Here is a 19205-nt window from a genome sequence, read left to right as displayed (position 1 = left end):
TAAGGTGACGGGCGGTGTTTGAGAGCCCTAAGCTGCGCCGTTCCCTCTAGGAGACTGCTCTTCGTGCGTCTGAAAGTCCTGTCTGCAACCGCCCTGTCCGTCGTCGCCCTGTTGACTGCCTGCGCCGCGACTCCGGCGCCCGCTCGCTGGAACGCCGAGGCGGCGCCGCAGGTGACGGTGACGCGCGCGGACGGACGGTTGACGGTCGACTACGCCTTCAACCGCGACGCCGTGGTCTGGGCCTTCATGGACTCGGCGTTGATCTCCGACGTGCGCGAGCCGTGGAGGCCGCGCCAGTGGACGGTCGAGACGCCCGGCGTGGTGATGGAGCGGCGCGGCCACTACGACATCATCCGCAGCGCAGACGGTGGTCCCGTGCCGCGTCATGTCCGCTTCAGCGTCCGGCCGCAGGCGGTCGAGCTGGAGGCGGAGTACAAGACTCTGGTCTTCTCGGACGGGGCCGTGGCCCTGCCGACGCGACAGATGGATGTCTTCGCCCTGGGCTCGCCCGAGGCGGCGGCGGCGGTTCCGGCCGATCTGAACGGGCTCAATCTGGACGGCGGACCCTCGCGCGTGACCTGGCGCGATCTGGACGGCCTTGTGCTGTTCAACGGCGAGCGTCACGCCGAACTGACGACGACAGGCGAGCGGTCCTATGTCCTGCTGGGCCAGGCGCGGGTGACGCCGGGCGAGGGACTGACCACGGTCATGGACCCCAATCTTCCGCCGTGGATCGGCGAAAAAATCCGCGACTTCGCCCCGCACGTGGGCCAGTTCTACATGCAGCGGCTGGGCCGTCCCGGCGCGGGCGGCGACAAGCCGGTCGTCATGGTGTCGTGGAACGGCCCGACTGAACGGATGACCAGCATGGGGGGCAGCGTCCTGCCCGGCCTGATCGTCATGTCGTTCGAGGGGACGGGCGTCACCCGGCCGACGGCGGAGATGGAGCGGGTCGCCCGCTGGTTCATCGCCCATGAAAGCGCTCACTTCTGGCTGGGCCAGACGGTGCGTTACGAGTTCGCGCGCGACGCCTGGATCACCGAGGGTGGCGCCGACCTGATGGCGGTGCGGGCGCTGAAGGCGCTGGATCCGGCCTACGACGACCGCAAGGCCCTGCAGGAAGAGGTCGACGACTGCGTGACCCTGAGTCAGGGGCGCGGCGTGGCCGGAGCGGCGGAGCGGGGCGAGCACCGCGCCTATTACGCCTGCGGCGCCGTCTTCGCCATGACGGCCGAGGGGGCGCAAAAGCGGCGCGACGGGGGCGACTGGTTCGGCTTCCTGCGCCCCTTGCTGGACGCCAACCGCAGGGATGGAGTGCTGTCCCGCGACGAATGGCTGAACGCTCTGACGCGCGTGTCGGGCGATCCGACGCTAGCGGCCGACATCGGGCGGATGCTGGATCAGGGGGCAGCCGATCCGGCGGCGGAGATCGCCAGCCTGTTCCGCCGCGCGGGCGTGCCGCATCGGGCCGAAGGCGCGCGCATCCTCCTGACGTGAATTGATCCTGCTCAAGGCGCGGAACGGCGTTTGGTGCGTTGATAGGGCGTGTCCTGAAACAGGAGGCCGCCATGCCCTGGACCAGTCTGATCGTTTACGTCGATGACGAAGCCGACAACCCCGCCCGCCTGATCGAGGCCTGCACCTTGGCCCGCGCTTATGGAGCGCGGCTGATCGGGGTTTCGGGCTGCGCGCCCGAGACGCCTGTGGCCGACGCCTATGGCGCGGGCATACTGCTGGGCGAGGTGATGGCGGCCCAACAGGCGCGCAACGAGACCACGCTGAAATCCGCCGAGCAGAGGTTCCGCACCGCCGTCGAGACGGCGGGGGTCGAGGGCGAATGGCGGGGCGATGTGGGCGATCCCACGGCTCTGACCCTGCGCCATCTGCGGGCGGCGGATGCAGCCCTGGTCGGGCGCGACGCGGGCGGGCTCAGCGCCTGGCGCGCGCCGCATCCGGCTGATCTGGCCATGCGTGCGGGGCGGCCGGTCGTGGTCCTGCCGCCTAACCCGATCCGGTCGATGGTGGATGCGGCGGCGCTGCTGGCCTGGACCGACACGCGTGAGAGCCGATTGGCGGCGCAGGCGGCCCTGCCGCTGCTGAAGCGCGCCGACAGCGTGCGGGTGGTCGAACTGTGCGACCCCGAAGATATCGACGGGGCGCGGATCAGGACGCAGGACGTCGTTCGGTGGCTGGCCGGACATGGCGTCGCCGCTGAGCCCGACGCCCGCGCACACGACGACCGCTCAGGCGGGCGACGCCTGATCGACTGCGCCGAGGAAATGGGAGCCGGGCTGATCGTCGCCGGCGCCTGGGGCCATGCGCGGATGCGGCAATGGATCTTCGGCGGGGTGACGCAGACCCTGCTGACCGAAGCGCCCGTGACCTTGATGCTGGCGCACTGAAACGCGTCAGGCAAACGGATAGGGGCTGACGGACTTGGACCAGTCATCGACCGTCAGCGCTCGTCCGACCGGTGGGGCGGCGCGTTCGGCGCAGGGGTGGCGCTCGCACAGGCGGCAGGCTGGGCCGATGGGCGTGACCTCCGGCTTCTGAAGGTCCAGACCGCGCGCATAGATCAGACGGTGGGCGTGTTTCAGTTCGCAGCCCAGGCCGATGGCGAGGTCATGCCCTTCGGTGAAGGCGTCCTGCCCCTGACGATCCACTGTGCGCGCCAGGGTGAACCAGCGGCCGCCATCCGGAGTCTCGATGATCTGGGTGACGATGCGGCCCGGCGTACGGAAGGCCGAATGCAGCCGCCAGCGCGGGCAGGCGCCGCCGAAGCGCGAGAAGGGGAAGGCGCCGGAGGCGTATCGCTTCGACACATTTCCCGCCTGATCCACCCGCATCAGGAAGAAGGGCACGCCGCGCGCCGTGGGCCGCGACAGGGTGGTCAGCCGGTGCGCCGCCTGCTCGAAGCCGACGCCGAATCGGGCCTGCAGCCGGGCCAGATCATAGCCGGTTTCCTCGGCCGCGCGCTGGAAGGCGGCGTAGGGCATCAGCACGGCGGCGGCCAGGGTGTTGGTCAGCGAGGTCTTCAGCAGATTTCGGGTCGGCAGGTCGGGCGCGTTCGCCGCTTCGGTCAGGGCCTGAAGTTCGGCGCCATGCTCCATCAGGGCCAGTTGGTTGGCGACGGCGAAGGCGCGCGACGACGGGCCCAGCGCATCGGACAGCAGCAGCCGTCCCCGGTGCGGGTCGAAGCGGCGGGTCCATTCGACCATGACCTCAACGGGCAGGGTGCGGACGGTCAGGCCGTGGCGGGCGAACAGGCGCGCGCGGGCCAGCGCCTCAAAGCCTTCGTCGGGGCCGGTGGCTTCGGCGCGCAGGGCGTCATGCAGGGCCTCTCCCAGCGCGTCGAGGTTGGGGAAGTGGTTGTGGCGGGACTGGACGTATTCACGCACCCATTCGGACGGGCTGTCGGTCGGGGCTGCGCCGCCGCCCGCCTCGACCTCGGCCCGGTCGCGCACGCGGCGGTCGGTGAAGGCGCGATAGAGGCGCAGCACGGCGTCAGCGGCGGCGGGCTGATCCTCTGCCAGTTGCATGATCTCGTGACGCGGCACGGCCAGACCCCGAAACAGAGGGTCGGCGAAGACTTCGGACAGTTCCGCCTCGGACGCCGGGCCGCCGGAGTGGCCCAGATTGCGCAGATCGACGTCATAGGTCTCGGCCAGACGCAGCAGCAGCTGCGCCGAGACGGGGCGTTGGTTGCGCTCGATATGGTTCAGATAGGAGGGCGAGACGCCTAGATCCGCCGCCATCGCCGTCTGCGACAGGTCAAGCTCGCGCCGCAGCCGCTTGAGGCGGCCGCCCAGGAACAGCTTGCGGTCAGCGGCGGCGTTCATAGTGCGATTATGTCACATCATGACTTCATAGCAAGTGTCATGATGTGACTGTTTGACTTGAATGATGTGGCTTTAGCTGTGTCAATCGTGACGGCGGCGTGTTCAGGTTTCCGGGACGGCGGCTGCGGCCGCGCCTTATCGAGACCGAGACGAACATGACGACCTTCGCCGATCTGGTTCCTTCGCCCGCGGGCCGTTTCGACGGCATCGAGCGCCCCTATTCGCCGGAAGACGTCCTGCGTCTGCGCGGTTCGGTGCCGGTCACCCACACCTTGGCCGAGCGCGGCGCCAACCGCCTGTGGGAGCTGCTGCACAGCGAGTCCTACATCAACGCCCTGGGCGCCGTGACCGGCAATCAGGCGATGCAGATGGTCCGCGCGGGTCTGAAGGCCATCTATCTGTCGGGCTGGCAGGTCGCGGCCGACGCCAACACGGCCAGCGCCATGTATCCGGACCAGTCGCTGTATCCGGCCAACGCCGCGCCGGAACTGTGCCGCCGCATCAACCGCACCCTGCAGCGCGCCGACCAGATCGAGCACGCCGAGGGCGGCGCCAAGCGCGACTGGTTCGCCCCCATCGTCGCCGACGCCGAGGCCGGTTTCGGCGGGCCGCTGAACAGCTTCGAGATCATGAAGGCCTTCATCGAGGCGGGCGCCGCAGGCGTCCATTTCGAGGACCAGCTGGCCAGCGAGAAGAAGTGCGGCCACCTGGGCGGCAAGGTGCTGATCCCGACCCAGGCCCACGAAAGGAACCTGATCGCGGCGCGTCTGGCGGCCGACGTCTGCGGCACGCCGACCCTGACGGTGGCGCGCACCGACGCCGAGTCGGCCCAACTGATCACCTCGGACATCGACGAGCGGGACCACCCCTTCATCGACCGCGAGAACCGCACGCCGGAGGGCTTCTATCGCCTCAAGCCGGGCACGGGTCTGGACCACTGCATCGCGCGCGGCCTGTCCTACGCCAAATACGCCGACCTGCTGTGGTGGGAGACCTCGCACCCCGATCTGGACGACGCCAAGAAGTTCGCCGAGGCGATCCAGAAGGAGCATCCGGGCAAGCTGATGGCCTACAACTGCTCGCCCTCGTTCAACTGGGAAGCCAAGCTGGACAAGGACACCATCGCCAAGTTCCAGCGCGAGCTGGGGGCCATGGGCTACAAGTTCCAGTTCGTGACGCTGGCGGGCTTCCACAGCCTGAACAACGGGATGTTCGAGCTGGCCAGCGGCTATCGGGATCGCGGCATGGCGGCCTATTCGGAGCTGCAACAGCGCGAGTTCGCCAATGAGGCGACGGGCTACACCGCCACCCGTCATCAGCGCGAAGTCGGCACCGGCTACTTCGACGACGTCGCCACGGTCATCTCTTCGGGCCAGTCCTCGACGACGGCCCTGAAGGACTCCACCGAAACCGCCCAGTTCCACGCCGCCTGAGTTCCAGACTTCACAGGAAAGGAAACCCTATGGAACCGCTGAGCAGACCACAGGCCATCATCGACTTCTGTCTGGCGCCGCTGGGGCTCGACGGATCAGGAGAGGGCGAGCGGGAGGCCCGCCGCCGCCTGGAGCACGTCATCAGGACGTTCCAGTCCAAGGCCGCCCGGCCGCTGAGCGTGGACTTCTCATCCATGCCCAGCCAGGTCATCAACGAAGCAGCGCACGGCTACGAATAGGCTCGGCCGCGGTTGAATGAAGGCGATCTCAGGCCGCGGCTTCCGCGGCCTGAGGCGTTTGTGCGGTCAGTTCAGCGACAGCGGCCAGCAGGGCCTCGACGCTGAACGGCTTGGCCATATGGCGGTCGGCCCCGGCGACCAGAGCCTGTTGCAGATGTTCGGGCAGGGCGTTGGCGGTCAGCATGACGATGGGCGTGGGCGCAAGGCCAAGGACCGCCTCATGCAGCCGGATTTCACGCACGGCGGTCACGCCGTCCATGACGGGCATCTGCATGTCCATCAGCACCAGATCGAAAGCCTGGGCGCGATAGGTCTCGACCGCTTCGGCGCCGTTCTCGACCGAGACCAGGTCGAACAGGGACGGGTCGAGGATCAGTTCGACCACCCTGCGGTTCGTGGGGTGATCGTCGGCGGCGAGGATGCGCAGGCGGCGTGGGGCCGGGTCGCAAGCCTGCGGCTCACAGGTCTGCGACAGGGTGGCAGGCGCAGCGGTATCGGGCGCGGCGACCTCACGCCACGGCAGGGTCAGGATGAAGGCGGCGCCCGCGCCCGGTTCGCTCTCGCAGTCCAGGTCGCCGCCCATCATGGCCGCCAGATCGCGCGAGATCGCCAGACCCAGGCCGGACCCGCCGTAGTGGCGGGTGATGTCGCCGTCGGCCTGTTCGAACCGTGTGAACAGGCGGTCGCGAGTGGGGGCGTCGAAGCCGATGCCGGTGTCCTGCACGACGAAGCGAAGGGTCTCGGGCCTCTGCGCCGGGGCGGCGTCGACGGTCAGGCTGACGAAGCCGGAGGACGTGAACTTGACCGCGTTGGAGACCAGATTGGTCAGCACCTGTTTCAGTCGAACGGGGTCTCCTATGACCCAGGCGCGGGCTTCGGGCGCTACCTCGACGATGAACTGCAGGCCCTTGTCGCGCGCGGCGGCGGCGTAGAGCAGGGCGGCTTCTTCGACGACGCGGGCCAGATCGAAGGCTTCCTCCTTCAGGTCCAGCCGTCCGGACTCGATCCGGGCTAGGTCCAGAATGTCGCTGAGCAGGGTCTGCAGGGTGCGGCTGGACGACTGGATCAGGTCCAGCATCTCATGCTGGCTGGGGTTGAGCTCGGTTCGCGCCAGCGCCTGGGCGACGCCGATGACGCCGTTCAGGGGCGTGCGGATCTCGTGGCTCATATTGGCCAGGAAGCGGCTCTTGGCGCGGTTGGCGGTTTCGGCGGCGTCGCGAGCCTCGGCCAGGGCTTCAGCGCTGCGGATCATGTCGGTGATGTCCGAACAGACGGTGACCAGACCGCCGCCGGTGGTGCGACGGTCCTGGACGCGCAGCCATCGATCGCCGACCTGAAGCTCGCGCGGGCCATGGGGATGGCGGCGTTGGGCCAGTCGTTCGGCGGCCCAGTCGCGTTCGCGGCCGACGGCTTCGGGGTAGGCGCCCGCCTTCAGGCCGATGTCGAGAAGTTCTTCAAACGACACGCCGACCTTCAGGGCGCTGGCCAGATGGGGGCTGATATCCAGGTACCGCTCGTTCCAGATTTGCAGCCGGTCGTCGGCGTCATAGACGCCCAGACCGTCAGGCATGGCGTGGATCGCCTCCAACACCTGCCCCAGGACGCTGCGCCGTGACCACCAGATCATCCCGGTCAGGAAGGCGGCGATCAGCACCGTCAGGCTGACCCCGATCATCGTCCACAGGCCGATGAGCCGGGCCGAGGCGGCGGCTTCCGGCAGCAGTACGCCGGGCGCCGGGATGACGGAGGCGGCGCTCATGCCGACGAAATGCAGCCAGCAGACGCCCAACGCCGCAATGACGGTTCCGCCCGCCAGCGCCCGCCAGTCGCGCCATGAGGGAAGGAAGGCGATGGAGGCGAAAATGGCGACGCCGCCGGCGACGGCCGCCATCGCCAGAGGCAGGTTCCAGACAATGACGGCGCCGGACAGGCGTACGGCGTCCATGCCCACGAAATGCATGGCTGTGACGCCGAAACCTGCGGTCACCGCAGGAAGGAGGCCGCCCGGCGCTCTGCGCCCCAGGGTGACGATTGAACGGTGGCGCGGACCAAGGGCTGCGAAACCCAGGCTGATGCTGGCGCCCAGAGCCAGAATGATGATGGCCAGCGACAACAGGGTTTCGGCCGGGTCGTAGCGCACCGGCACGCCTGCGTCATAGGCCTGCATGGCGATGAAATGGGTGCTCCACACTCCCAGCCCGCCTACCAGCGGCGCCGCCGCCATATAGGGCAGGCGCGACCGCCGCGCCACGCGCCGCGCCCGGTCGGTCAGTACGAAGGCGGTGGCCAGACTGAACAGGCAGACCAGTATGGCGACCGGGAGCAGGCGCCAGTCGTGATCATTGACGAGGCAACTGATGACGGTCCTCATGGCCTGTGTTCCGCTTGCTCCGAAAACTGTTGAAAAATCCGCCGTAAATCCGTGAAGAAACGCCCTTAGTGTCGTTCGACGTCGTGCGACTCGGCGCCCCCAAGTCCAGCAGCCTAACGCCGGTCTGCTGAAGAATGAGATAACGTCGATCACCATGCCTTATGAGCATCCGCCATCACCCGTAGCCCCTACGGCGACCTCCCGGCTCTGGACGGCGGGCGCCAGCGGCGGCGTGGCGGTCCTGGTCATGGCGGTGCTGGCGGTGATGAAGCCGGAACTGGCCGGGTGGCTGGCGGCTGGCGCGGCTGCGGTGATCCTGGCGACCTGGCTGGTCAACCGCACGCCCCCGGCGCCGGTGGATATTTCAGATCTGGACGGCGGCGCCGTGGACCTGGGGCCGGATGCGGCCCTGCTGGGCGATGTGTTCGAAGCGCTGGACGACCCGCTGTTCATCATCAGCGGCGGCGAGGCGGACGATATCGCCGGGCGCCGCATCGCCCTGGCCAATGCCTCGGCGCGCGAACTGTTTCGGCTGGGCGGGACCGGCGCGGGGCTGCTGGTCTCGGTGATCCGTGAGCCGCGCGTGCTTGAGGCCGTGGACGAGGCCCTGTTCGAGGGATTGGCGGGGGCGGTGGAATATGTCGGCGGCGGCGCGCAGGAACGCCACTGGCGCGCCCTGATCCGCCCGCTTCCCGCGCGCGAGGCGAACGACTGGGGCGGCGGCGCCCTGGCCCTGCTGGCGTTGCGCGACGAGACGGACGTGCGGCGCATGGAGAAGATGCGCGTCGACTTCCTGGCCAACGCCAGCCATGAACTGCGCACGCCGCTGGCCTCGCTGTCCGGCTTCATCGAGACGCTGAAGGGCCACGCCAGGGACGACCCCAAGGCGCGCGACAAATTCCTCGACATCATGGCGGTGCAGGCCGACCGGATGCGGCGTCTGGTGGCCGACCTGCTGTCTCTGAGCCGGATCGAACTGAACGAACACATCGCGCCGCTGGGCCGGGTTAATCTGGCGCGGGCGACGGCCGACGTGGTCGATGCGGTCAGCGTCATCTCGCGCGAGCGTCAGGTGACGATCAAGGCGGAACTGCCGCACGGCGGGTCCGCCGTGACCGGCGACCGGGACGAGATCGCCCAGGTGGTGCAGAACCTGATCGACAATGCGCTGAAATACTCCAGCGCGGGCGGCACCATTGAGGTCGGCATCGAGATCGACCGCACGCTGGACGAGGCCATGTCGAGCCGGATGGCCGAGGGCAACCGCCTGTCGCTGGCCACGCCGGACCGCGAGGCGGGGCAGCGCTACGCCGTGGTCACCGTACGTGATCACGGGCCGGGGATGGCGCGCGAGCATCTGCCGCGCCTGACCGAGCGCTTCTATCGTGTCGAGGGACAGAAGAGCGGCGATCGTCAGGGCACGGGTCTGGGCCTGGCCATTGTTCGGCACATCATCATCCGCCACCGAGGCGGCCTGTCGGTAGACAGCGCGCCGGGGCAGGGGGCTATCTTTGCGGCCTGTTTCCCGCTGGCTCCGACCTCTGAAAGCTGACGGAAGCGAAGGAAATCCGGGCGTTTGCGGATTCACCGTCACAGGACTGCGACATGACGGACCTGCGCCGTAACATAACTGTCATCCAGCCGTCTTAATCCGCTGACGTATCGCAGGCAGTTTCCCGGCCGAAACGCACCGCACCCGGCGCGTTCATCGATTCCTGCGCTGATCGGACCGGATGATCTGGATTTTCCTGCTGCTGCTGATCGCCTTCGTCGTCATGGCCTATGTGGCCGGGCGGACGCTGGCCGTGCGTCGGAGCCGAGGCGCGAAGTCGCATTCGCGACCCGGCCAACATGGACTCTACGCCCTGATCTGGGTTGGAGCGCCGGCCCTGGCCATGCTGATCGCCGCCTCGGTCTTCTCGACCTCGATCGAACAGCAGATGATGCGGGCGGGCGCGCCGGACAGCGTCGCCGCGCTTGAGCCCTTCCGCCGCGAGGCCTTCTTTGCCGACGCCCGTCTGGTCGGCGCCGGGCAGGAGGCGCGCCAAATCTGGCCCGCCCCCTACGCCGAGGAGTTGCCCGCCGAGGGCCGCCGCGCCCACCGCATCGCCTCGACCCTGAACTGGGGCGGGGGCGTCGCCGCCCTGATCGCCGCAGTGCTGGGCGGCCTGTTCGTCTTCACTCGCATCCGCCCGGACCTGCGTGCGCGCAACAAGGTCGAGGGCTGGATCACGGGCCTCCTGTTCGCCTGTTCGGCGGTGGCGGTGCTGACGACGCTGGGCATCATCTTCTCGCTGGTGATCGATTCGCTGCGCTTCTTCAGCATGGTGCCGATCACCGAGTTCCTGTTCGGGACCAAGTGGAGCCCGCAGATCGCCATTCGTGCCGATCAGGTGGGCTCGTCGGGCGCCTTCGGGGCTGTGCCCCTGTTCGCAGGCACCTTCCTGATCATGTTGATCGCGATGGCGGTGGCGGCGCCGATCGGCCTGTTCTCGGCCGTCTATCTGTCGGAATATTCGGGCCGCAAGACCCGCGCCCTGGTCAAGCCTGCGCTTGAGGTTCTCGCGGGCGTGCCGACCGTGGTCTACGGCTTCTTCGCCGCCCTGACCGTGGGGCCGGCTCTGCGCGTCTTCTTCAACAGCATCGGCGACATGCTGATCGGCGGGCCGCTGAACGATCTGGGGCTATACCTGTCTCTGGTGCAGAACCAGATGGCTCTGGTGGCGGGGGCGGTCATGGGGATCATGCTGATTCCCTTCGTCAGCTCCCTGTCCGACGACATCCTGAACGCCGTGCCGCAGTCCCTGCGCGACGGCTCCTATGCGATGGGCGCGACCAAGTCCGAGACGGTCAAGAAGGTGCTTCTGCCCGCCGCCCTGCCGGGCATCGCTGGCGCCCTGCTGCTGGCCGTGTCGCGCGCTATCGGCGAGACCATGATCGTGACGATGGCGGCGGGTCTTGCCGCCAAGCTGACCCTGAACCCGCTGGAGACGGTCACGACCGTCACCGTCCAGATCGTCACCCTGCTGACCGGCGACCAGGAGTTCAACAGCCCCAAGACCCTGGCCGCCTTCGGTCTGGGCCTGACGCTGTTCGTCGTCACCCTGCTGCTGAACATCGTCGCCATGCGTATCGTGCAAGCCTATCGGGAACAGTATGACTGACGCGGCCTCCCCCATGACCGGCGTCAGCCCTCGCACCCAGCGCCTGAAGGCCCGCCTGCGCGCCCGCTATGCGCGCGAGACCCGCTTCCGCTGGTACGGCCGTGCGGCCATCGGCGTGGCGCTGGCCTTCCTGGTGATCCTGCTCGGCAGCATCATCACCCAGGGCTACACGGCCTTCTACGCCCACACCGTGACCCTGCCGGTCTATATGGATCCGGCGCGGATCGACCGTTCCTATCCGCAGGGCGCCAACTTTGAGCAGATCGTCGCCGAGCAGCAGGTCCGCCGCCTGGGCGTGCAGGACGACGAGCAGGGAAGCAAAGCCTCGGCCATGAAGGCCCTGCTGTCCTCGGAACTGAAGTTCCAGGCCGCCAAGATGGTCGCGCGCCAGCCCAGCCTGCTGGGTCAGACCGTGCCGATCGCCGCGCCCCTGTCCGACGACGCCGAAATGTATCTGAAGGGCAAGATCACCCGCGATCAGCCCGAGGACCAGCGCCGCGTCTCCAATGCGCAGATGGACTGGCTGGACAAGATGAAGGCCTCGGGCGCCATCCGCGCCCACTTCAACGCGGCCCTGTTCACCAAGGGCGACTCGACCCAGCCGGAGCTGGCGGGCCTGCTGGGCGCCGTGGTCGGTTCGGCCCTGATGCTGATGGTGACGGCCCTGATCGCCATTCCCGTCGGTGTCGGCGCCGCCGTCTGGCTGGAGGAATACTCTCCGCGCAACCGCATTACGGCGATCATCGAGGTCAACATCAACAACCTGGCCGCCGTGCCGTCCATCGTTTACGGCCTGCTGGGTCTGGCCCTGTTCATCAACTTCCTGCACCTGCCGCGCGCCAGTCCGCTGGTCGGGGGTCTGGTGCTGGCGCTGATGGCCCTGCCGACCATCATCATCGCCACCCGCTCATCGCTGAAGGCGGTGCCGCCGTCGATCCGCGAGGCGGCTCTGGCCATGGGCGCCAGCCGCACCCAGACGGTGTTCGGCCATGTCCTGCCGCTGGCCATGCCCGGCGTGATGACCGGGGCCATCATCTCCATGGCCCACGCGCTCGGCGAGACGGCGCCCCTGCTGCTGATCGGCATGATCAGCTTCGTGCCGGGCGTCCCGCACGCCATTGATGAGCCCGTCGGCGCCCTGCCGTCGCTGATCTACATCTGGGAGAACGCGTCCGAGCGCGCCTTCCACGAACGGACGGCGGCCGCCATTCTTGTCCTTCTCGCCTTCATGATCGTCATGAACGCCGCCGCAGTCCTGCTGCGCCGTCGCTTCGAACGCCGGTGGTAAATCCTATGAAGTCCCGCATCCTCCGCGCTCCTGAAGGTACGTCGAACGGCGGCGCCTCCGAGGCCGCTACGCTGACGACAGTTCCGACGGTCGGCGCCCACGCTTCGGCGCCGCTGGGCCCGATCAAGATCGCTGCGCGCGACGTCAGTGTCTTCTACGGCGACAAACAGGCGCTGTTCGACGTGTCGCTGGACATCCCGGACAAGACGGTGACGGCGCTGATCGGCCCCTCAGGTTGCGGCAAATCCACCTTCCTGCGGACGATGAACCGCATGAACGACACCATCCCCGGCACCCGTGTGACCGGCCGGATCGAGATGGACGGCGGCGACATCAACGACCGCAAGATCGACCCGGTGCTGCTGCGCGCCCAGGTCGGCATGGTGTTTCAAAAGCCGAACCCCTTCCCCAAGTCGATCTATGAGAACGTGGCCTATGGCCCGAAAATCCACGGTCTGGCCTCCAGCAAGGGCGAGATGGACGAGATCGTCCAGAAGTCGCTGAAGCGCGCCGGTTTGTGGGACGAGGTCGCCGACCGCCTGCATTCGCCGGGCACCGGCCTGTCGGGCGGCCAGCAACAGCGTCTGGTCATCGCCCGCGCCATTGCGGTCGAGCCCGAAGTCATCCTGATGGACGAACCCTGCTCGGCGCTGGACCCGATCGCCACAGCCAAGATCGAGGAACTGATCGACGAACTGCGCGAGCGTTACTGCATCGTCATCGTCACCCACTCGATGGCGCAGGCGGCCCGTGTGTCGCAGCGCACGGCCTTCTTCCACATGGGCAAGCTGGTCGAGACGGGCGACACCGAAGAGATCTTCACCAATCCGCGCGAGCGGCGCACGCTCGACTACATCACCGGCCGCTTCGGCTGAGGACGCGACGATGAACCAGCATACGGTCAAGGCTTACGGCGACGAGCTGAACCAGTTGACGGCGGAGGTCGTGCGCATGGGCGGTCTGGCCGAGGCCCAGGTGGCGGACGCCATCGAATCCGTCGCCCGCCGCGACGTGGCGCTGGCCAGGGCGGTGGTCGAGCGCGACAACCGCCTGGACGCCCTGCACCGCGACATCGAGAAGAAGGCGATCCGCCTGATCGCCCTGCGCCAACCGGTCGCCAGCGACCTGCGCCGGACGCTGGGGGCGATGAAGCTGGCCTCGGACCTCGAGCGGACCGGCGATCTGGCCAAGAACATCGCCAAGCGGGCGCTGATCCTGGCCGAGGCCGAGCCGATGCAGCCGCTGACGCGCTCGATCGAGCGTATGGGGCGGCTGGTGTCGAACCGCCTGCGCGACGTGCTGGACGCCTATACGGCGTCAGAGATCGAGCGCGCCCTGTCGGTCTGGCAGACCGACGACGAGGTGGACGAGCACTACAACGCCCTGTTCCGCGAACTGCTCACCTATATGATGGGCGACCCGCGCACGATCACGGCCTGCACTCACCTGCTGTTCATGGCCAAGAACCTGGAGCGGATCGGCGACCACGCGACCAATATCGCCGAGACGGTCCACTATGAGATCACGGGCGAGGAAATGCTGGGCGAGCGGCCCAAGGCCGTGCCCGGTCCCGGCGAAGAGCCGACGCCGACCCCGCATCTGTCTGCGTCTCCCGACGCAGCGGACGACTGACACCCCTACATCGCTGACGACTTCGACGAACCGGAGAGGCTGACGTGCAACCCTATATCCTGGTGATGGAAGACGAGGACGCCCTGGCCACCCTGCTTCAGTATAATCTGGAGAAGGAAGGCTATGACGTGGCCGTCGCCTCTGACGGCGAGGAAGGGATGCTGCAGGTCGAGGAACGCACCCCCGACCTGATCCTGCTGGACTGGATGCTGCCCAAGCTGTCGGGCATCGAGGTCTGCCGCCGCATCCGCGGCCGGGCCGAGACGCGCAACCTGCCGATCATCATGCTGACCGCGCGCGGCGAGGAGACGGATCGCGTGCGCGGCCTGGACACCGGCGCCGACGACTATATGACCAAGCCCTTCTCGATGACGGAACTGACCGCGCGCATCCGCGCCGTTCTGCGCCGCATCCGCCCGGGTCTGGCCGACGACCGGGTCAACCACGCCGACATCATCATGGACCGCGTCGCCCACCGCGTCAGCCGCGCGGGCAAGGAGGTCCACCTGGGCCCGACCGAGTTCCGCCTGCTGGACCACTTCCTGAAGCATCCGGGCCGGGTGTTCAGCCGTGAGCAGCTGCTGGATGCGGTCTGGGGCTCGGACGTCTATGTTGAGGCCCGCACCGTGGACGTCCACGTCGGCCGTCTGCGCAAGGCGCTGAACGTCGAAGGCACGGTCAACCCTATCCGCACGGTGCGTTCTGCGGGCTATTCGCTGGACCTGAATAATTAGACCCTTCTCCCCCTCGGGGGAGAAGGAAGCTTAAGTTTTCTTCATTTGCATCCGCAGGCCCGTCCGGCCACCTCTGAACGCCGACATTGCATCGGGGGAGGCAGGTCATGCCGGACGCAGTCATCGCCATGCTGGGCTGGGTGGGAGCCGTCGCGCTGGCGGGCCTGGCGGCTGCAATGCTGTCGCGCGGCAGAGTGCGCTGGGGTTGGCTGGTCGCAGCCCTGCTGCTGATGGCCGTCTATGACGCTGTGTTGACACGCGGCTATGGGCATATCCCGCTGGATTTCGGACCTTCGCGCTGGAACTGGGAGGGCAAGACGCTGGCCGTCATGCTTTCACTGGCCGTCGCCAGCCTGCCCATCGTCGGATGGAGGCGCAGCGGCCTGACCCTGCATCAGGACCGGCAAGGGCTGAAGGGGGCGCTGATCCTGTCCGGCCTGCTGGTTCTGCTGTTCCTCGGTCTGGCGATCTGGGCGCCGGGCGAGGGGTTCGACGCCGACAGCCTGGCCTTCCAACTGACCATGCCGGGGCTGGACGAGGAGATCTTCTATCGCGGCGTGCTGCTGCTGATGTTGAACGAGGCGTTCGGGCGGCCGGTCCGCGTGCTGGGCGCGCAGATGGGCTGGGGCGCGATGCTGACCGCGCTGGCGTTCGGCCTGACTCACGCCCTGGGCTATCGGGACGGCGCCTTCACCTTCGACTGGGCGCCGATGGCGACGACGGGACTGGCGGGCCTGCTGCTGGTCTGGCTGCGTGAAAAGACCGGCAGCGTGCTGCTGCCGGTCCTGCTGCATAACTACGGCAACGCCGTCTTCATGCTGGTCTGAAGGATCAGGCCTCAGCCGTCTCCAACTCGGCCGGGTCGATCTCATAGGCGGTCGAGCAGTATTCGCATGTCACGCGGATCTTGCCGTCGACTTCGACCATCTCGGCGCGTTCTTCCGTCGGGAAGGATTGCAGCACGGTGGCGATGCGCTCCTTCGAGCAGCGGCAGACGGCGGCCAGCGACTTCGCGCCTTCCAGCCGCACGCCGTCCTCGTGGAACAGGCGATACAGCAGGGTCTCGGCGCTGATGGTCGGGTCGATCAGTTCGTCGTCGCCCAGAGTGTTGAACAGGGCGCGGGTGCGCTCCCACACTTCCTCGGTCGAGCCGCGCGATTCGTCGCCGGCGATGACCTGGATCATCGCCCCGCCTGCGCGCCAGGTACGGCCGGTTTCGGTTTCGACCTCGCCGACGGCCAGGCGCACCTTGGTCGGCACCTGTTCGGACTGGGTGAAATAGTGTTCGGCGCACAGCGACAGGCTTTCGCCTTCGATCGGCGTCACGCCCTGGGTGCGTTCGAAGTCGGCGCCGCGATCCACCGTCATGATGAAGACGCCGCCGCCCAACAAGGTCTTGGCGCCCGGACGGGCGAAGCCTTCCGACGCCTTGGCCACTTCTTCAGGATCGAAGCGGCAAAAGCCGCGCAGATGCCCGTCGGTGCCGTAATCGGCGACGACATAGCGCACCGGGCCGTCGCCCTGGGCCTGAACGATCAGGCGGCCGTCGAACTTCAGCGCCGAGCCGACGATGGCGGCCAGCACACAGGCTTCGCCCAGCAGGGCGGCGACCGGCTCGGGATAGGCGTGGGCTGACAGCACCTTGTCGATCGCCTCGCCGAGACGGACCAGGCGGCCGCGCACCGGCCAGCCTTCGATCTGGAAGGCGGCGGCGAAGTCGTCCGTCGGGGCGGCGATGGGAGCGGCGGGCGCGTGATCGGTCACGGCGTGAAATCCTGAAAACTGTCGGAAGCGGCGCAACATAGGGAGCCGACGGCCGCTTGGTAAGGGCAGGGCGTGTCGCCTGCGCCACGACCGCGCTCTGTTCGACAAGCTTGACCGCAACCGGGGAACTCTTTGTGCTGAAGCTCGCTCCCTTAGCTGAAAACCCGTTTTCTAATGCAAGAGGTCAGACATGATGGATCCTGAGTTCAACGTCGTGGACGAGGTCCGCAAACATCCCGGTATCGTGGCGGGCGTCGTCGCCGTGCTGGCGGGCGTGGGGCTGGCGACCATTCTGCTGAACCAGCGGACGGGCCCGACCCGCTATGAGCGGATCAAGACGCGCATGGATCCGCGCGGCTGGTTCGACGCCGAGGCCCTGCGCCACCGCTTCGACGACATCGCGCGCGGCGTCCGTGACAGCGCTGATGACCTGGGCCAGCGCGCCGCCGATTTCGGCGACCATGCGGGCGAACGCGTCGGCCGCTTCAGCGAGGACGCTCGTGATCGCGCCGACGCCTGGTATCGCCGCGCCAAGAAGAAATCTCGTCGCCCGATGCGCCGCTACACCAAGCAGGCGCGTCGCTACGCCGAGGACGCCGGCGACTTCGCCCGCGATCACGCCAAGGAGGGCGGCGCCCTTCTGGCCGTGGCGACCATCGCCGCTCTGATCGGCGCGGCGGCGCTGGAAAGCCGTCGACGGGGTTAAAACGGCGGTCGCCGAGCGGGTTTTCATCCTCGGATGGAAAAATCATGCGGAAAGGGGCGTTTCGACGCCCCTTTTTATTGCTGCGTGTGCGAAGAGGGGCTAGAGCCCGCGCATGATCTCGCCTGTCTTCATCTTCGACTTCGATTCCACCCTGGTTCGCATCGAGACGCTGGAGGCTCTGGCCGACCTCGCGCTCAAGGACGCCCCGGACGCCGCCGAGCGCAAGGCCCGGATCGCCGCCCTGACCGACGACGCCATGAACGGCCGCATCGGTTTCGGCGAGGCGTTGAAGCAGCGACTGGATCTGTTGGCGCTGCGCCGTGAACATGTCGAGGCCCTGACCGACCGGATTCTGGACGAGGCGACCGTCTCCATCCGCCGCAACGTCGACTTCTTCCAGCGCAACGCCGAGCGCATCTACATCCTGTCCGGCGGTTTTCGCGAGGTGATCGCGCCCCTGGCCGAGCGGCTGGGTCTGGCGGCCGACCATGTCCTGGCCAACGACCTGATCTATGATGACGAAGGCCGCGTCACGGGCGTGGACACGGCCAACCCCCTGTCGCGCGAGAACGGCAAGCCCGAGGTCATCCGCGCTCTGAACCTTGAAGGCCCCGTGGTCATGGTCGGCGACGGCTGGACCGACGCCGAGGTCAAGCTTAACGGCGCGGCCGACCGCTTCTACGCCTTCACCGAGATCGTCAGCCGTCCCAAGGTGGTCGAGGCCGCCGACGCCGTCGCCGCCTCGCTGGACGAGGTGCTCTACGCCGAGGGCGTGGCCGGGCGCTGGTCCTATCCGCGCAACCGCATCCGTATGCTGCTGCTGGAGAACGTCCACCCCGCCGCCGTCGAGCGGCTGGAGGAGGCGGGCTATACTGTCGAGACGATGAAGGGCGCGCTGGACGAGGACGACCTGATCGAGGCGATCAAGGGCGTGCACGTTCTGGGCATCCGCTCCAAGACCAACGTCAGCCGCAGGGTGCTGGACGCGGCGGACCGGCTGATGGCCGTGGCGGCCTTCTGCATCGGCACCAATCAGGTCGATCTGGATGCGGCGGCGGACAAGGGCGTGGCGGTCTTCAATGCTCCCTATTCCAACACCCGCTCGGTGGTCGAACTGGCCATCGGCATGATGATCGTCCTGATGCGCGACGTGGCGGACAAGTCGCGCGAGATGCACAAGGGCAGGTGGAACAAGTCGGCGACCGGGTCGCGCGAAGTGCGCGGCAAGACGCTGGGCATCGTCGGCTACGGCGCCATCGGCAGCCAGCTTTCGGTGCTGGCCGAGAACCTGGGCATGAGAGTGCTGTTTTACGACCTGTCCGAGCGGCTGGCGCTGGGCAACGCCCGGCGGATGCGCTCGCTGGACGCCCTGCTGGCCGAGGCGGATGTGGTGACGATGCACGTCGACGGCCGCAAGGACAACACCGCCATCATCGGCGCCGACCAATTCGCCAAGATGAAGCCGGGCGCCCTGTTCCTGAACCTGTCGCGCGGCCATGTGGTCGATGTGGACGCGATGGCGGCGGCGCTGAAGTCCGGCCGTCTGGGCGGAGCGGCGGTCGACGTCTTCCCAGAAGAGCCGCGCACCAACGCCGACCCGTTCGACAGCCCGCTGGTCGGTCTGGACAAGACCATCCTGACCCCGCACATCGGCGGCTCGACCGAGGAGGCGCAGGAAGCCATCGCCGAGTTCGCGGCCGAGCGTCTGCTGGGCTATCTGAACCGGGGCGACACCACCTTCTGCGTCAACCTGCCGAACGTGCAGCTGGCTGAGGTGACGCGCGCGCACCGTCTGCTGCACATCCACCGCAACCAGCCGGGCGTGCTCGCCGAACTGAACCGCGCCCTGTCCGATGCGGGGCTCAACATTCTGGGCCAGCACCTGAAGACGGACGAGCGCACCGGCTATGTCATCACCGACGTGGACCGCGACTATGACCGCGAAGCGCTGACGGCGCTGAAGCAGCTTCCGGGCACGATCCGCTTCCGGCGCCTGCACTGATCGCCGATTACCTTCCCCAGGGGCATCTTGCGT

Annotated in this window: 16 protein-coding genes; 13 read left to right on the top strand and 3 right to left on the bottom strand. The window is 67.7% G+C overall.

Annotation, left to right across the window (positions count from 1 at the left end; genetic code table 11):
- Window positions 1-63: 63 nt before the first annotated feature.
- On the top strand, window positions 64-1497 hold the full coding sequence (locus H556_RS0104640) for a gluzincin family metallopeptidase (RefSeq protein WP_024353325.1): 1434 nt from the start codon (window positions 64-66) through the stop codon (window positions 1495-1497).
- 71 nt (window positions 1498-1568) lie between these two features.
- Entirely contained in the window at window positions 1569-2402 is an 834-nt protein-coding gene (locus tag H556_RS15820; RefSeq protein ID WP_024353324.1) for a universal stress protein, read from the top strand.
- A 6-nt stretch (window positions 2403-2408) separates the two neighbouring features.
- On the opposite strand, the gene H556_RS0104630 is transcribed toward H556_RS15820, so the two are convergent.
- Window positions 2409-3839, bottom strand: coding sequence for a helix-turn-helix domain-containing protein (locus H556_RS0104630; protein ID WP_024353323.1), 1431 nt, complete (start codon window positions 3837-3839; stop codon window positions 2409-2411).
- A gap of 155 nt (window positions 3840-3994) precedes the next feature.
- On the opposite strand from H556_RS0104630, the gene aceA reads away from it, so the two are divergent.
- Both aceA and H556_RS0104620 read left to right on the top strand, forming a co-directional pair.
- Complete coding sequence (aceA, locus tag H556_RS0104625; RefSeq protein WP_024353322.1) at window positions 3995-5272, top strand: isocitrate lyase; 1278 nt, start codon at window positions 3995-3997, stop codon at window positions 5270-5272.
- Window positions 5273-5301: 29 nt separating this feature from the next.
- Window positions 5302-5511: a hypothetical protein gene (locus H556_RS0104620; RefSeq protein WP_024353321.1), complete on the top strand. Its 210-nt coding sequence runs from the start codon at window positions 5302-5304 to the stop codon at window positions 5509-5511.
- 28 nt (window positions 5512-5539) lie between these two features.
- Here H556_RS0104620 and H556_RS0104615 read toward each other — a convergent pair whose 3' ends face one another.
- On the bottom strand, window positions 5540-7882 hold the full coding sequence (locus H556_RS0104615; protein ID WP_024353320.1) for an ATP-binding protein: 2343 nt from the start codon (window positions 7880-7882) through the stop codon (window positions 5540-5542).
- Between the two features lie 232 nt (window positions 7883-8114).
- On the opposite strand from H556_RS0104615, the gene H556_RS0104610 reads away from it, so the two are divergent.
- The 7 genes from H556_RS0104610 (at window position 8115) to H556_RS0104580 (ending at window position 15527) form a co-directional block, all read left to right on the top strand.
- Complete coding sequence (locus H556_RS0104610; RefSeq protein ID WP_029673205.1) at window positions 8115-9434, top strand: sensor histidine kinase; 1320 nt, start codon at window positions 8115-8117, stop codon at window positions 9432-9434.
- Window positions 9435-9615: 181 nt separating this feature from the next.
- Complete coding sequence (gene pstC / locus H556_RS0104605; protein WP_024353318.1) at window positions 9616-11046, top strand: phosphate ABC transporter permease subunit PstC; 1431 nt, start codon at window positions 9616-9618, stop codon at window positions 11044-11046.
- The gene (pstA, locus tag H556_RS0104600; RefSeq protein ID WP_024353317.1) at window positions 11039-12334 is read left to right on the top strand and encodes a phosphate ABC transporter permease PstA; all 1296 of its coding nucleotides are present in this window, start codon (window positions 11039-11041) and stop codon (window positions 12332-12334) included. The genes pstC and pstA overlap by 8 nt, the downstream gene beginning before the upstream one ends.
- 5 nt (window positions 12335-12339) lie before the next feature.
- Window positions 12340-13209, top strand: a complete 870-nt coding sequence (pstB, locus tag H556_RS0104595) for a phosphate ABC transporter ATP-binding protein PstB (RefSeq protein ID WP_024353316.1) — start codon at window positions 12340-12342, stop codon at window positions 13207-13209.
- 10 nt (window positions 13210-13219) lie between these two features.
- Entirely contained in the window at window positions 13220-13966 is a 747-nt protein-coding gene (gene phoU / locus H556_RS0104590; protein WP_024353315.1) for a phosphate signaling complex protein PhoU, read from the top strand.
- 44 nt (window positions 13967-14010) lie between these two features.
- Window positions 14011-14700, top strand: coding sequence for a phosphate regulon transcriptional regulator PhoB (gene phoB, locus H556_RS0104585; protein WP_024353314.1), 690 nt, complete (start codon window positions 14011-14013; stop codon window positions 14698-14700).
- Between the two features lie 107 nt (window positions 14701-14807).
- Window positions 14808-15527 carry a CPBP family intramembrane glutamic endopeptidase, BDIM_20840 family gene (locus tag H556_RS0104580; RefSeq protein ID WP_024353313.1) on the top strand — a complete coding sequence of 240 codons (720 nt, stop codon included), beginning with the start codon at window positions 14808-14810 and terminating at the stop codon, window positions 15525-15527.
- A 4-nt stretch (window positions 15528-15531) separates the two neighbouring features.
- Here H556_RS0104580 and H556_RS0104575 read toward each other — a convergent pair whose 3' ends face one another.
- Window positions 15532-16464: an Hsp33 family molecular chaperone gene (locus H556_RS0104575; protein WP_024353312.1), complete on the bottom strand. Its 933-nt coding sequence runs from the start codon at window positions 16462-16464 to the stop codon at window positions 15532-15534.
- Window positions 16465-16654: 190 nt separating this feature from the next.
- On the opposite strand from H556_RS0104575, the gene H556_RS0104570 reads away from it, so the two are divergent.
- Window positions 16655-17170, top strand: coding sequence for a hypothetical protein (locus H556_RS0104570; RefSeq protein WP_024353311.1), 516 nt, complete (start codon window positions 16655-16657; stop codon window positions 17168-17170).
- A 112-nt stretch (window positions 17171-17282) separates the two neighbouring features.
- Window positions 17283-19172 (top strand): phosphoglycerate dehydrogenase, encoded by a 1890-nt coding sequence (gene serA / locus H556_RS0104565; RefSeq protein ID WP_024353310.1) that lies wholly within the window; start codon window positions 17283-17285, stop codon window positions 19170-19172.
- Window positions 19173-19205: the final 33 nt, after the last annotated feature.

This window comes from Brevundimonas naejangsanensis DSM 23858, from assembly GCF_000421705.1.
Classification (GTDB): Bacteria; Pseudomonadota; Alphaproteobacteria; order Caulobacterales; family Caulobacteraceae; genus Brevundimonas; species Brevundimonas naejangsanensis.
Note: the sequence above shows the minus strand (reverse complement) of the source record. Positions and strands in the feature narration are given on the sequence as shown.